13 protein-coding genes are annotated in these 14,912 nt (G+C 53.9%); 11 read left to right on the top strand and 2 right to left on the bottom strand.

The features are described 5' to 3' along the window. The first annotated feature begins 30 nt into the window (after positions 1 to 30). The gene (locus tag QWI16_RS15960; protein ID WP_302714606.1) at positions 31 to 1,263 is read left to right on the top strand and encodes an acyltransferase family protein; all 1,233 of its coding nucleotides are present in this window, start codon (positions 31 to 33) and stop codon (positions 1,261 to 1,263) included. Here the strand turns inward: QWI16_RS15960 and QWI16_RS15965 are convergent. Next, positions 1,260 to 2,201: a hypothetical protein gene (locus QWI16_RS15965; protein WP_302714607.1), complete on the bottom strand. Its 942-nt coding sequence runs from the start codon at positions 2,199 to 2,201 to the stop codon at positions 1,260 to 1,262. The two genes, QWI16_RS15960 and QWI16_RS15965, sit on opposite strands and share 4 nt — an antisense overlap. 61 nt (positions 2,202 to 2,262) lie before the next feature. Then, a complete protein-coding gene (locus QWI16_RS15970) occupies positions 2,263 to 3,237 on the bottom strand; it encodes a GlxA family transcriptional regulator (RefSeq protein WP_302714608.1) in 975 nt (324 codons plus the stop codon). 99 nt (positions 3,238 to 3,336) lie between these two features. Here QWI16_RS15970 and QWI16_RS15975 point away from each other — a divergent pair, with 99 nt between their 5' ends. From QWI16_RS15975 to QWI16_RS16020, 10 genes are all read left to right on the top strand, one after another. Further along, positions 3,337 to 3,885: a cysteine hydrolase family protein gene (locus tag QWI16_RS15975; RefSeq protein ID WP_302714609.1), complete on the top strand. Its 549-nt coding sequence runs from the start codon at positions 3,337 to 3,339 to the stop codon at positions 3,883 to 3,885. A 134-nt stretch (positions 3,886 to 4,019) separates the two neighbouring features. Continuing rightward, a complete protein-coding gene (locus QWI16_RS15980; RefSeq protein WP_302714610.1) occupies positions 4,020 to 5,129 on the top strand; it encodes a Fic family protein in 1,110 nt (369 codons plus the stop codon). A gap of 221 nt (positions 5,130 to 5,350) precedes the next feature. After that, a complete protein-coding gene (locus tag QWI16_RS15985; protein WP_302714611.1) occupies positions 5,351 to 5,887 on the top strand; it encodes a hypothetical protein in 537 nt (178 codons plus the stop codon). After that, positions 5,884 to 6,075: a hypothetical protein gene (locus tag QWI16_RS15990; protein ID WP_302714612.1), complete on the top strand. Its 192-nt coding sequence runs from the start codon at positions 5,884 to 5,886 to the stop codon at positions 6,073 to 6,075. The genes QWI16_RS15985 and QWI16_RS15990 overlap by 4 nt, the downstream gene beginning before the upstream one ends. Positions 6,076 to 6,444: 369 nt before the next feature. Beyond that, positions 6,445 to 6,846, top strand: a complete 402-nt coding sequence (locus QWI16_RS15995; RefSeq protein ID WP_302714613.1) for a hypothetical protein — start codon at positions 6,445 to 6,447, stop codon at positions 6,844 to 6,846. A gap of 482 nt (positions 6,847 to 7,328) precedes the next feature. Beyond that, complete coding sequence (gene hsdR, locus QWI16_RS16000) at positions 7,329 to 9,773, top strand: EcoAI/FtnUII family type I restriction enzme subunit R (RefSeq protein ID WP_302714614.1); 2,445 nt, start codon at positions 7,329 to 7,331, stop codon at positions 9,771 to 9,773. 74 nt (positions 9,774 to 9,847) lie between these two features. Next, positions 9,848 to 11,311, top strand: coding sequence for an N-6 DNA methylase (locus QWI16_RS16005; protein ID WP_302714615.1), 1,464 nt, complete (start codon positions 9,848 to 9,850; stop codon positions 11,309 to 11,311). Continuing rightward, positions 11,308 to 13,122 (top strand): restriction endonuclease subunit S, encoded by a 1,815-nt coding sequence (locus QWI16_RS16010; RefSeq protein WP_302714616.1) that lies wholly within the window; start codon positions 11,308 to 11,310, stop codon positions 13,120 to 13,122. Before QWI16_RS16005 ends, QWI16_RS16010 begins: the two co-directional genes overlap by 4 nt. A gap of 34 nt (positions 13,123 to 13,156) precedes the next feature. After that, positions 13,157 to 13,885 (top strand): hypothetical protein, encoded by a 729-nt coding sequence (locus QWI16_RS16015; protein ID WP_302714618.1) that lies wholly within the window; start codon positions 13,157 to 13,159, stop codon positions 13,883 to 13,885. Beyond that, positions 13,885 to 14,886: a restriction endonuclease gene (locus QWI16_RS16020; protein ID WP_302714620.1), complete on the top strand. Its 1,002-nt coding sequence runs from the start codon at positions 13,885 to 13,887 to the stop codon at positions 14,884 to 14,886. Before QWI16_RS16015 ends, QWI16_RS16020 begins: the two co-directional genes overlap by 1 nt. Positions 14,887 to 14,912 lie beyond the last annotated feature (26 nt).

Genomic DNA, 14,912 nt, shown 5'->3' on the forward strand with positions numbered 1-14,912 from the left:
CATACTTTTTTATTTGAGTGAGCCAATCCCATGACATCAATGACACACACAAACCAGCGGCTGGACTATCTGGACGCGGTAAGGGCTTTTGCGCTTCTGTTGGGCATCGTTTTTCACGCGAGCCTGTCATTTTTGCCCGTGTACATCGGCTGGGCGGTGATGGATGTGTCCACCAGCAATCTCGTCGCCCATTTTATGCTGGTGAGCCACTCTTTCCGGATGGAGTTGTTTTTTCTGGTGGCCGGCTTTTTCAGCCATATGACTTTTCACCGCGCCGGGGCTGGGCCCTTCGTGCGCTCGCGCCTGCTGCGTATCGCCGTGCCTTTTGGGGTGGGCTGGTTTTTGCTCCGGCCGCTGTTGATATCCGGCTGGGTGATGGGTATGCAAAGCCTGCGCGGCGAGGTGGATTTTTCGGCAGCTATGCTACAAAGCTGGGTGTCGTTTATGGAATCGATGGGTAACCCTTTTACCGGAACCCACTTGTGGTTTCTGTACTATCTGCTGGTGATTACGGCCCTGGTATTGGCGATTCGCTCGCTGGTGGGTTTGCTGGGGGCTTGGGGGCGGTCCGTCACTCGCGCGGCGGATGCAGCCGCTGCCTGGCTCTGTCACTCACCTGCCGGCATGGTGGTACTAGCGTTACCGACGGCCGCCGCTTTATGGTTTATGAACCACTGGGGCATGGATACGCCGGATAGATCCCTGGTGCCACAGCTTCCGGTGCTTTTGATTTACACCGGGTGCTTTGGCTTTGGCTGGTTGCTGCAGCGCCAGAGCCACTTAATGGAAAGTTTCAGTCGCCTAACGCCCGCGCGCCTGCTGATGACCTTGCTGGCGGTGATCGCCGCCGTCTATCTCAGTGGTTTTCAGGCCAGAACCGGCCACCCGCAATACGTCACCTTTAAACTGGCGTTTGTGCTCAGCTACGCACTGATGATGTGGTCTCTCGTGGCGCTGACCATTGGTGTGTTTCGCCGATGCTTAAATCGGCCGCGCGAGTGGGTGCGCTATCTGGCGGATGCGTCTTACTGGCTGTATTTGATTCACTTGCCCATCGTGGTCTGGCTGCAAATTGCCTTTGCCGAGGTGCCATGGCATTGGGCCGTTAAGCTCGCTTTAATTTCGGGTATTACCGTGGCGGTGTCCCTCTTGCTGTACGATCTGCTGATCAGGCAGACGTTTATCGGCACTGTGCTCAATGGGCGGCGTAAGCAGAGAGCCTTGCGGCTGCGACGCAACCCCGCACTGGCAGCGCCGCTTTAGGAGTCGGCGCGCGCCGACCACCGTCCATTTTTATCTCGGCATACATTAAAGTCATTGGATGTCGATTCGCTGCGGTTATCGGGTTCAAAAGCAACCACCCGAATTTGGCGGCATCCTTGTTGACCTTTGATTTGCTCAGCGAGCAATTCAACTTCTCCGACAAAGTCGCTGCCTGGCATTTGGAACCTTTGCTTGTCGCCGACGTGAGCGGAGCTGACAAAGTCCTGCAGCGTTGATTTCAGGTAATCGCTCTGCTCTTGTGTCAGGGGCTTGCCCGATGGTGTGATCACCTTGGTGATGTCGGACATGAGGTTGAAAGGCGCTTTGATAATGCCGGTAAAAAAGCCGGACACAGCGCTTTCGCCGGCTTCGCTGGCGGTTTGGTCAATGTCGGCAATAATGGCTTCCACCCGGCCAAGGGTCGGGTCAATGGTTGCGCGAATGGCTTGTGATTCTGCCAAAAACTGCGGTGCCAGCGCTCGGTAGGCCTCCAGCTCTACGCGGTAGGCTTCAAGCTCCGCGAGTATGGCGGGCAGGTCCTGGCGTACTCTTTCTACTTGTTCGCGCACCAGGGCGACCTCCTCGCGCACCGCGGCGGATTCGGCCAGCAGTGTGCGGCTGTCGGTGCGCACATTGTCCACGGTGGTGACGACACTATCGACCCGTTCAAGCACGCCGGGCAGCTGTTCAATAATCGCCTGGCTTTGTTCCACCACCGCATTGGTTTGCAAGCGAATGGCTTTTGATTCCTGCAGTATGTCGGGTATTAAGTCCACCACCGGCGTGACCGCCCCGGAAATCTCCGTGACGCTATCGGCGGTTTGCGGCAGTTGCTCGGCAATACGCGTCAGCGAAAAACCAAAGTAAAAAATAGCGCCGGCCAGCAGGCTGACCGCCAGGGCTATCGCAAATTGCCCAATCACTCTTGCTTGAGACATGATCTATTCCCTGTTTCATTCACTGCACTAGACGGGGGGCCACAGTATTGGGTAATGCCGCTCAATGATTCTCCAGTATAGAGGGCTCGGCGCCAAAGCGCTTGCGATACTCCCCGGGGCCCAGCCCGACAATGCGGGTGAAGACTTTGCGAAATGAGGCCGGGTCTTTGTAGCCCACCTCCCAGGCGATGCTTTCTATGGGCTCACGCCCCAGTTGTAACCGCTCCTGCGCTTTGCTCACGCGAATGTGCTGGCAATAGTCGGTGCTGGTTAATCCGGTGGCGCGGGCAAAGCGGCGTAAAAACGTGCGCGGCTCTAGGCCGGCTTTTTTTGCCAGTACACTCACGGAGCCTGTTCGGGCCTGGGTGCTGTGCAGCCAGTGCTGCACTTGCAAAATCGCTTTATCGCCGTGGTTGAGCCGGGGGGAAAAGGGGCGGTAGTAGCGCTGCTCGCGCCCTGGCGGATCAATCAGCAGGGTGCGGGCGGTGTCCAGCATTACCCTGGGGCCCAAAAACCGGTCCACCAGTCGCAGCCCCAGGTCCGTCCAGGACATGGCGCCGCCGGCAGTGATTACATCCCCGTCATCCACCATCAGCCGCTCGGTCGCCCAGTGCACGGCGGGAAAGGCCGCCTCCACCGCCTCGGTGTACATCCAGTGGGTGGTGGCGGTTCGCCCCTGCAAAATACCGGTGCGGGCCAGCACAAAAGCGCCGCCGCATACCGAGCAGGCAATCGCGCCCTGGCGGTGGGCCTCGGTCAGCCACCTCAGCATAGGCGCCGGGATGGGCAGCTGTTCGGGGTTGTGCAGCGTGGGCGGAACAATCACGGCGTCCGGCCCGGCGCCGCTCTCGCCCCACACCCGCTCGGGCGCCACCTCCTCATGGGGTTGCCAGTGGCTGACACGCAGCGGCCGGTCGGGCTCGCGCTCGGCCAGCTGGCGGTTGGCGGTGTGGAACAGATCCGTCATGCCCAAAACCGCAGCCTGTTGGGCGCCAGAGTAGAGCAGCAGGGCTATATCCACCGTTTTTGGCTGCATGTGTCACTATCGCCTTTAAGTTTGTCAAAAGTGCCACTTCGCATTATGCCCCGCGCTGCGCACACTGTCGATTCACTTTCACCAACAGAGGAAGCACCCATGACCAAGCAAGCCCTAATCGTTGTCGACATTCAAAACGAATACTTCCCCGGCGGTAAAATGCTGCTGGAGGGCATAGACCAGGCCGCCGCCAACGCGGCCGTAGCCATCGCCCGGGCCCGCGCTAATGGCGATGTGGTGGTGAACATCCACCATCAGGAGCCAGACCCCCAGGCGCCGGTGTTTACCGCTGGCACCGATGGCATCACTATTCACCCAAGCGTGGCGCCCCAGGCGGGCGAAAAGGTGATACTGAAAAACTACCCCAACGCCTTTTTAAAAACCGACCTGCACGAGTATCTGCAAGCGCAGGGAGTAGAGCGGGTGGTCATCATTGGCGCCATGAGCCATATGTGCATTCAGGCCACCACCCGCGCGGCCTCAGATTTGGGCTACCAGGCCACTGTTCTGCACGACGCCTGCGCCACTTTGGCGTTGGCTTTTAACGGCGTGACCGTACCGGCGGCGCAGGTGCACGCGTCGTCTATGGCGGCGCTGGGGTTTGCGTATGCTGAGGTTGTGGGGGTGGGTGAGTGGTTGGAATCATGATCAGTTCTCAGCCACACAAGCCAAAGCGGCCTAACAGCTGATTTTTCTCTTTATCGGCCGATAACTTTCGCTTGAGCCGATTGTTTGCCATAATCGGCTCATAATTTGATCCGATTAAGGTGTCTATTCGGCTCATGTACATTTGGCAGCAGGGCAACTGGCCCCACTTTGAGTGGGACGATGCGGTGTTAAAGCCGAAGCTTGACGCTGTGCGCCTGTTACAGGGGCGTTTACTGGGCCGAGCGGAATCAGTATCTGCGGATTCGGTGTTAAACGCTCAAATGGATGCGTTAATCCAAAACGCCATTCGTACCAGTGAAATAGAAGGCGAGCATCTGGATGCAGGCTCGGTACGCTCCTCCGTGGCCCGTCAATTGGGCGTGGAGCAAGCGGCCCTGCTGGGTAAGGCAACGCCCAAGTCGGACTCGTTGGTTGCCTTATTGCTCGAAGCTACAGGTCGGCCCGATGAACCTCTAACCCAGGCGAAACTATGCCACTGGCAAGCCATGCTCTTCCCCGAAGGCGGTAGCTTGATAAGGGATATAAACGTGGGCGCACTGCGTGGCGAGCAGGCCATGCAGGTGGTATCAGGTCAGTTAGATAATCCCAAAGTACATTTCGAAGCGCCGCCACGCAAAGGGCTGGAGCAAGAGCTCGAACACTTCCTCAAATGGTTTAACCATCCACCTGGTGAACTAGACGCTTTAGTGCGAGCAGGTTTAGCCCACCTCTGGCTGGTAACACTACACCCGTTTGACGATGGTAATGGTCGCGTCACCCGCGCAGTAACCGACAGAGCTTTGGCGCAGGCTGAAGGCCAGTCCGTGCGTTTTTACTCACTTAGTGCTGCCATCATGGCCGACCGCCAAGCCTATTACGACCACTTGGAAAATGCCCAAAAGGGCGAGCTGGACGTTACGCCTTGGCTTACCTGGTTTTTATCCACATTAGAGGCGGCCCTGCAACAAGCCTTAAGCCGAATAGACCGGGTGCTGGATAAAACACGTTTCTGGCAACGCCACGCCAGTACCGTGTTAAGTGAGCGGCAAATAAAAGTGCTCAACCGCTTGCTGGATACCGCCGGTGAAGAGTTTGAGCAGGGCATTAACGCCCGCAAATACCAAGCCCTGGCAAAGGTGAGTAAACCCACGGCTACGCGGGATTTGGCGGATTTACTGGAGAAGGGCTGTTTGAAGAAGTTGCCGGGTGGTGGGAGGAGTACTAGGTATGGGGTTGGTTTTTGAGTGTTGGGTTGTTCCAAGGCTGGATTAAAGTGGGAGGAGTTTTGTGCCAAAAGTCTCATCTGACCCCTGTTAGTTCCCGATATATTTGTTTCAGTTTGTTGAACACTATAAATATTGGACATTGAAGAGGGGCTCCCACCTGTTGACCCTTGCGCTTTATACTGTGACAATGTCCCTTGTCCTAAAACAAAGGACGACCTGTTGGCGCATGAGCAATTCACATGAAAAGCAAAGACATTTTATTGCTACTTAAGCTAGTGAGCTTGGAGCAGTCGCCCAGCGCAGCCTCTAAAGAGCATTACAGTGTGCGGGGGTTAGAAGCTTCTACTGGCATCAGCAAAAGCGAGTTGAGCCATGCGTTGAACCGTTGTGTCGAAGTGGGTTTGGTGGCCCGTCATCACCGCACAGACTTGCTTCAAGTTAATCGTCGTGCCCTGTTGGGGTTACTGCGCGAGGGTGTGAAATACGTGTTTCCAGCTTCGCTGGGGGCCGTGGTGCGTGGTATGCCAACAGCCTTTGCTGCACCGGGCTTACAGGGCAAGGTCATGTCTGCCGGCGACTTGATACCGGTCTGGCCTCACGCCCAATCCAGCCAGATGGGGCAAGGGGTAAAGCCATTGCATAAAAGCGTGCCTGAGGCGGCCAGCAAAGACGCCAACCTCTATGACATGTTGGCACTGGTCGACGCTATCAGGCTGGGCAACGCTCGTGAAGCCGCAGTGGCGGCGGGATTGCTGGAGGAGATATTTGCGCAATGAGCCAGTTTAACCGCCACCTCGATATGATTGAGTTGGTGGCTCGCTCGCTGGGCCCGGATCTTATTGAACAGACCGCCTTTGTGGGCGGCTGTACCACCGGACTTCTCATTACCGACCCCCTTACCCGAGAGAGAGTGCGTTATACCGATGATGTCGATCTTATCGTCAGCGTGCTAGGGAACCTCTGATCAAGTCCTTGTGGTCTCTGCGCAATCTGGCGCGGAGCAGTCTCAAGGCGGCAATCGCCGTTAATGGCCGTAGTCCTTAGCAAGATTGCCAACGCCGAGAATGCCCGCGCCAGGCCGTGCCCTTCGGGGCATTCAGGAATTCTCGCTGACAGCGTTGCGCTCACTCGCCGGGCAACCAGCCCGACTCGATCGCGCGCCTTGCCAGCAAAAATTCCTGAATGCCAGCGGCCGCAAGGACTTGATCAGAGGCTCCCTGGGTTACTCCGATTGGCATCGGCTGAGCGAGCAGTTGCAAAGCAGGGGCTTCGCATCTCTATGCAAGAATCCGTTAACTGCCGTTTTCGGCTGGACGGCCTCCAGGTGGACTTCATGCCTGACGACGAAGCGGTACTGGGTTTTACCAATCGCTGGTACACCCAGGCGCTCAAATCCGCCGCCCAGTACGAACTACCTTCCACCACTATCATACGTGTGGTGACACCACTCTACTTTTTGGCCACCAAATTGGAGGCGTATAAGGGCCGCGGGTGTGCCGACCCGCTCAGCAGCCACGATATTGAAGATTTACTCAATGTGGTTGATGGCCGCCCCGAGTTGTTGACTGAACTACAGCAGGCAGATGGTGTGCTGCGCCAGTATTTGGGAAAACAGTTTGCACAACTGCTTGAGCACCGAGATATTGCCTACGTGGTGCAATCTACCGCCATGGGAAGCGCCGAGCGAGAGGCCATTATTTTTAACCGCTTAGAGCAAATGGCGACGCGGACTTAATCCAGCACCGTATTAAGCGAGCGACAAATAAAAGTGCTCAACCGCTTGCTGGATACCGCTGGCGAGGAGTTTGCGCAGGGCATCAACGCCCGCAAATACCAAGCTCTGGCAAAAGTGAGTAAACCTACCGCTACGCGGGACTTGGTGGATTTGCTGGAGAAGGGCTGTTTGAAGAAGTTACCGGGTGGTGGGAGGAGTACGAGGTATGGGGTTGGTTTTTGAGTGTTGGGTTGTGAGTGGGTTGATCAAAGGTGTGTAGATATTTGCGCCAAACGTTTCATCTGACCCCGTTAATTTGACCCCGTTAATTTTTGGGAGGAGCCTCCTCTCGTGATCTTCCCGTTTGCCAGACGGCCCAGAGCCGGCGAGGGCTCTGGGCCGCTAAGACTTTCAGACGAGCGAGGATTTAGGTGGTATATTATGTGCCAAACACCACCACAGGTAAGACGATAAGGCACCCGCCCAACCCCAGCAGGCTCGGTATGGATAAAAAGAAGCTCAGCGAAACGGACATCATCACCAAGTACATTCTGCCCGCCGTAGAAGGCGCGGGGTGGGACAAGATGGCGCAATTCCGCCAAGAGGTGAAGCTTCGCGACGGCAAGGTGATTGTGCGCGGCCAAATGGGTATGCGCAAAACCGTTAAGGCTGCCGATATTGTCCTCTACCACAAGCCCAACCTGCCCCTGGCGGTGATTGAGGCCAAGGCCAATAAGCACGAGGTAGGCAAGGGCATGCAGCAGGGGCTGGATTACGCCCGCCTGCTGGACGTTCCCTTTGTATTTGCCAGCAATGGCGATGGCTTCATTTTCCATGATAAAACCAACCCCGCCGCGCTAGAGACTGAAATCAGCCTGCACGACTTCCCCAGCCCCGAGGCCCTGTGGCAAAAATTCTGCGCCTACAAGGGCTATACCGACGCCCAGCTGCCGATTATTCAGCAGCCATACTATGACGACGGCAGTGGCAAAACCCCGCGCTACTACCAACTACAGGCCATTAACAAAACCATCGAGGCCGTCAGCAGCGGGCAAGACCGCGTATTGCTGGTTATGGCCACCGGCACCGGTAAAACCTATACCGCCTTCCAAATCATCTGGCGGCTGTGGAAGGCGCGGCAGAAAAAACGCATCTTGTTTTTGGCCGACCGCAATGTGCTGGTAGATCAAACTCGCATTAACGATTTTCAGCCGTTTGGCGAGGCGATGACCAAAATCACCAAGCGCACGGTAGACCCAGCCTACGAGGTTCATCTGGCGTTGTACCAGGCGCTTACTGGCCCCGAAGAACACCAAAAAGCCTACAAGCAAGTGGACCCGGATTTTTTCGATTTAATCGTCATTGACGAGTGCCACCGAGGCTCCGCCGCCGAAGACAGCGCCTGGCGCGAAATTTTGGAATACTTTAGCGGTGCCACCCAAATAGGCCTAACCGCCACACCCAAAGAAACCGAAGAGGTTTCTAATATCGACTACTTTGGCGACCCGGTGTACACCTACTCGCTCAAAGAAGGCATTGAAGATGGCTTTCTCGCACCCTACAAAGTCGTGCGCGTGGATATAGACATCGACGTAGAAGGTTGGCGGCCCACCAAAGGCCAAACCGACAAACAGGGCGAGGTGATTAAAGACCGCATCTACAACCAAAAAGACTTTGACCGCACCATGGTCATCGACGAGCGCACCGAGTTGGTAGCCGAAACCATTACCAACTACCTCAAGCGTACCGACCCCATGGCCAAAACCATTGTCTTTTGTAACGACATTGACCACGCCGAACGTATGCGTCGGGCCCTGGTAAACCTAAACCCCGAACAAGTCGCCAAAGACGATAAATACGTGATGAAAATCACCGGCGACGACGCCACAGGCAAGGCCCAGCTGGATAACTTTATTAACCCCAAAAAAGCCTACCCGGTTATCGCCACCACCTCCGAGCTGATGACCACCGGGGTAGACGCCAAAACTTGCAAGCTGGTGGTGCTGGATCAAAACATCCAATCCATGACCAAGTTCAAGCAAATTATCGGTCGCGGCACTCGTATTGATGATCGCTACAACAAACTTTGGTTTACCATCCTCGACTTTAAAAAAGCCACCGAGCTATTTGCCGATGAACGCTTTGACGGTGTGCCCGAGAAAATACTGGTCACTAAACCCGGTGAGATAAACGACCCGGAAAACATCGAGATTGAAGAGGCCTTAAACGACCCCACCAACCTCAATGAGGACGAATACCCAGAGGCTGAGACAGGAAATACCGGCGAGATCAATGAAGGTGAGTGGCCCGACTACGGTGGCGACCAGCCCTTTGACGGCAGCCCCATCGAGTGCGGGGATGAAAGCGAATACATCAAATACCACGTCTCCGGCGTCACCGTTAAAAAGCTGGATGAGCGCGTGCAGTATTACGACGCCGACGGCAAGCTGGTCACCGAATCTTTCAAAGACTACACCCGCAAGGCCGTACAGCAGCAGTTTGCCTCGTTGGATGAATTTATCAACAAATGGAACGCCGCTGACCGCAAACAAGCGGTAATGGACGAACTGGCCGAACAGGGCGTTATCTGGGAGGCCCTGCGGGACGACGTAGGCCGCGATCTGGATGCTTTCGACCTAATCTGCCACGTCGCCTTCGACCAGCCGCCGCTTACCCGACAAGAGCGGGCCAATAACGTCAAAAAGCGCAATTACTTTGGCAAATACTCCGGCACCGCCCGCGCCGTGCTAGAGGCCCTGCTGGAAAAATACGCCGATGCCGGTATTCCCGAAATTGAAAGCATGAATGTGCTGAAAGTTCAGCCTATCAATCAATACGGCTCGGTAAGTGACATCGTCAAAGGTGAATTTGGCGGGCGGGACGAATACCAGAAAGCCGTCGCCGACCTAGAGCGCCAGCTCTACCAAGACGATAACAAAAGCGCCTAATTAACTATTTGAAGCAATTCTATGAATTACCGTTGCCGTCAGTGGCGGCAGCGAACCCATACTAAGAGAACCTTATGTCCATCAGTACCGTTATTAAATCCATTCAAGACATTATGCGCAAAGACGCCGGGGTCGACGGCGACGCTCAACGCCTAGGTCAGCTCAGCTGGCTGCTGTTTTTAAAAATATTCGACGCGCAAGAAGAGCAGTTAGAGCTAGAGCAAGACGACTATCGCGAACCTATCCCAGCCAAATACCTCTGGCGCGAGTGGGCCGCCGACGAGCAGGGCATTACCGGCGACGAGCTTCTGGAGTTCGTTAACGACGACCTATTCCCAACCCTGAAAAACTACTCGGCCAATATTCAAACCAATCCGCGTGGGTTTATCGTGCGCGAGGCCTTTAGCGATGCCTACAACTACATGAAAAACGGCACGCTCCTGCGTCAGGTGATTAACAAACTCAACGAGGTGGATTTTACCAACTCCAACGAGCGTCACCTCTTTGGCGATATTTACGAACAAATCCTTAAGGACTTGCAAAGCGCGGGCAACGCCGGTGAGTTCTATACCCCCCGCGCCGTCACTCGCTTTATTGTCGAGATGGTGGACCCGCAACTGGGCGAGGCGGTGTTTGACCCGGCCTGCGGCACTGGCGGCTTTTTGGCCTGCGCCACCGACCATATTCGCACCCACTACCAAAAAACCACGCAAGATTACCAAACTCTGCAAGGCCAAATCGCCGGGGTTGAGAAAAAGCAGCTGCCACACCTGCTGTGTACCACCAATATGCTCTTACACGGCATCGAGGTGCCGTCCAATATTCGCCACGCCAATACCCTTAATCAGCCGCTGTCGAACTGGGACGCCGACAAAGACGTGGTCATCACCAATCCGCCCTTTGGCGGCATGGAAGAAGACGGCATCGAGAAAAACTTCCCCGCCGAGATGCAAACCCGCGAAACCGCGGATTTGTTCCTGCAGCTGATTATCGAAGTTTTGAAGGATGGCGGCCGCGCCGCCGTGGTACTGCCCGACGGCACCCTGTTTGGCGAGGGCGTCAAAACCAAAATCAAAGAGCAACTGCTCAAAGAGTGCAACCTGCATACCCTGGTGCGCCTACCCAACTCGGTATTCGCCCCCTACACCAGTATTAAAACCAACATACTGTTTTTTGATAAAGGCCAGCCTACCGAGCATGTGTGGTACTACGAGGTTCCTCTGCCCGAGGGTGTTAAAGCCTTTAACAAAACCAAACCCATGCAGCTGGAACATTTTAACGAGTGCGGGCAGTGGTGGGGCAAACGTGCAGACGGCTTTAAAACCCGTGAGGAAAACCGCTGGGCCTGGAAAGTCGGCATCGACGAGATCAAACAGCGCAACTACAACCTCGACATTAAAAACCCCCATGTCGAAGAACAAATTGTTCACGATCCAGATCAACTGCTCGCCCAATACGCCGAGCAGCAGGCCGAGATTAAAGCCCTGCGCGACCAACTAAAAACCATTCTTGGCGATGCGTTGGGAGGTGAGTTGTGAGTCAGCACGCCCAAGAACTCATTGCCCAGCATCTGGACCTATGGAGCAGCGCCATCACCGCCAAAAAAACCACTGGGCGCGGCAGCAGTAAGAAAATTGAGCTATATGGTGTGAAAAAGCTGCGCGAGCTGATTTTAGAATTGGCGGTGCGGGGTAAGCTGGTTCCGCAAGACCCAAATGATGAGCCTGCGAGTGAGTTGCTCAAGCGCATTGCTAAAGAGAAGGCGCAGCTTGTTGCGGATAAAAAAATTAAGAAGCCAAAGAAACTACCAGAAATTACAGTCGACGAAAAACCCTTTAATCTACCTGAAGGCTGGGCGTGGGCAAGGCTAGAGGATCTTGCCCCAATGTCTCTATTCGACGGAGATTGGATTGAAAGCAAAGATCAAGATCCTAACGGCAAAGTCAGGTTGGTTCAGCTAGCGGATGTTGGAGTTGGGGTCTTTAAAAATGTGTCGAGCAAGTTCATAAATAGAGAAACGCTTACCAGGTTAAATTGTACTACCCTCCAGCAAGGGGATGTATTGATTGCTCGTTTGCCCAGCCCTATCGGAAGGGCATGCATATTTCCTAACCTTAAGGAAGAAGCGATTACCGCTGTAGACGTTGCAATTCTGCGGCTAATGGATTTTACGGTTGCGCCGTATGTGATGAATGTGGCGAACTCCCTTACTTTCCGTAGCCAAGTGGAATCTTATGGCAAAGGTGCAACTAGATTTAGAATATCAACTGGAAATTTAAAAACAATTTTAGTTCCTGTTTGCTCTAAACTAGAACAACATCGCATAGTCGCCAAAGTCGATGAGCTAATGGCCCTCTGCGACCAGCTGGAAAAGCAAACCGAACAGAGCCTGGACGCCCACGCCACCCTGGCCGACACCCTGCTGGATGCACTCACCCAGGCCCAAAGCCACACCGAGCTGATGGATAACTGGCAGCGTCTAGAGCAAAACTGGGACATCCTCTTCCCCAGCACCATCGCAGGCCTCCGCGCCATAGACAAACTCAAACAAACCATCCTCCAACTGGCCGTCATGGGCAAACTCGTCCCGCCCGCCAGCCGCAAGGCGAAAGAGAGTCAACACGACGAACCCGCCAGCGAACTGCTAAAACGCATCGCCGCCGAAAAAGCGCAGTTGGTCAAAGACAAGAAAATCAAAAAACAAAAGCCCCTACCCCCCGTCACCGAAGATGAAAAACCGTTCGAACTGCCGGATGGGTGGTGCACTGTGAGATTTGCGGATTTATGCCAAGAGGTCGCAACAGGTCCTTTTGGTTCGATGATCAGTAAAAGTGAGTACGTAAACGGTGGTGTACCGCTTATCAACCCCTCACATATGATTGAGGGAAAGGTTGTCGAAGACCCTCAGGTTTCGGTGAGCCACATTAAAGCTAAGGAGTTGGCCTCGTATAAAGTGTATGAGAATGATGTTGTGATGGCGAGACGTGGCGAAATGGGGCGCTGTGCGGTGATTTCGGATCGAGAAAGCGAATGGCTTTGTGGTACAGGGAGCTTTGTTCTGAGATTCAATGCTGAGGTGTCTAGGCCATATATACTTTTGTTGTTTAAAACTCGATATGCAGTTGAGTATCTTGGCGGTCAATCCATAGGCACTACGATGACCAATCTAAATCATGGAATTCTTAACCGTATGCCAGTACCGCTTCCGCCCCTCGAAGCACAAAAACGCATAGTCGCCAAAGTCGAAGAACTCACCAGCCTCTGCGACCAACTCAAACAACGCCTACAAACCGCCCAACAAACCCAACGACACTTTACCGATGCAGTAGTGGCGCGGGCAATTAGCTAAGATTCTTATTTTATGATTAAAAAGGGGAGTTCAAATGAATAGGGGAGCAGTGTTGTTTTGGGGCATCTTATTCTTCTCATTGACTATTGTAGTATCCATTGAACCTCCTCTGCTTAAAGCTTTTGAAGGCTCTAATTTAGCTCGGCTTCTGGTCGCTGAAAGCTTTAAGGCGTGGGTTATTGCTATTACCACCTCGGGATTTGTGGGGTTTCTTGTATATTTCTTGACAGTTACCCTGCCTGAGGAAGAGCTTGTGAAAAGCAGGCGCAAGGTGTTGGACTCATGTGTGTTGACTCTTGTGAATCAATTAAGAAAGCCTGGAATTTTCGATCACCAAGCTGCTATCAAGTTTGCAGATTTTGACGATTACACAGATGAATGGTTTGAGAGAGAAATTAGAATGCTGTCAACTCCTTATGAGGCTGTTCAAGAAGGTATCCCAAGAGCTTCTTGTGGTAGTTATAAATCCTTTGTGTCCGTGAAGGGTATGGCGGAAGTCGCCTTTACAAAATACGACTCTTTTAAAGAAACGTCTGCGTTGGCCGTTGATATTTCACCGGAGCTCTATATGGCTTGGCTTGAAGTGACTAACCGTGTGTATCAGTTGAAATGGCAGTACGCTGAATTATATGAAAGTACGGCTGAACCCCAAATCGGGTTAAACGAAGCAAATACGCTCAGGCAGATGGCCAAGGATTTTATTGAAGCGGCGCAGCTTTGGAAGAATAATCAACTGATCGAGCTAATCAAGGAGAAGGCGTAGTGGGCAACAATTGGATGATCCGTGCCGGACGTGGCGGTACTTATATCGAAGATTTTGAGACCAAAGGCTACGCCGCCATTGGCTGGTCAAAACTGGGTGATCTAACGCAATACAAAACTAATGACGCCCTTAAGGAAGCTTATCTACGAGAGTTCTCCCAAGCCAAGCCCCAAGCCATGGCGAATGCGGTCGCTATGATTGTGAAGTTTCGCGATCAGATTCAGAAAGGCGACACCATAATTAGTTATGACACGGAAACTCGGCAATATCTTGTCGGCGAAGATCAGGGACAATACCTATACAAACCGGATGAAGTTGGAGACTACCCACAGCTTAGGGTAGTGAATTGGCAAGGCCGGGTAGATCGAGATATGCTTAGCCAGTCGGCTAAAAACTCGTTAGGCTCAGTGTTAACGCTGTTTTCGGTGAATGACGACGTAATCGCCGAAATGCGGGCAGCCCTAGAAGGAAAGCCCCGCAAGGTTGAGGCCACGGAAAAGGCTCTGGAAGAGTCTGGCAGTTTCGAATTACTCAAAGACGAAGTGGTTGGCAAAAGCCACGAGTTGATCAAAGACAAACTCGCCTCTCTACTGCCGGAAGAGATGGAAGAAATGGTGGCTGCCATTCTCCGCGCCATGGGCTACAAAGCCAAAGTTTCTCCCAAAGGCCCCGACCGGGGTGTAGACGTCATCGCCTCACCAGACGGTTTGGGACTCACTCAGCCGCGTATTAAAGCCGAAGTAAAGCACAGAGATGGAGCCATGGGCGCACCGGCCATACGCGGCTTTATAGGCACTCTGCGGGAGGGCGACTCAGGTTTGTTTATCAGCTCCGGCGGTTTTACCAAAGAAGCTCGCTATGAAGCTGACCGCTGTACATTCCCACTCACTTTGGTAGATATGGATGACCTCTCAGACCTTATTGTTGCTCACTACGAGAACTTCGATTTCGAGGGTAGGGCTCTGCTGCCACTGATACGGGTGTTTTGGCCGGCGGAGTGATCGATTCTAGCAAAAGAGAGTATGGC

The sequence above is a fragment of the Gilvimarinus algae genome, from assembly GCF_030518215.1.
GTDB lineage: Bacteria > Pseudomonadota > Gammaproteobacteria > Pseudomonadales > Cellvibrionaceae > Gilvimarinus > Gilvimarinus algae.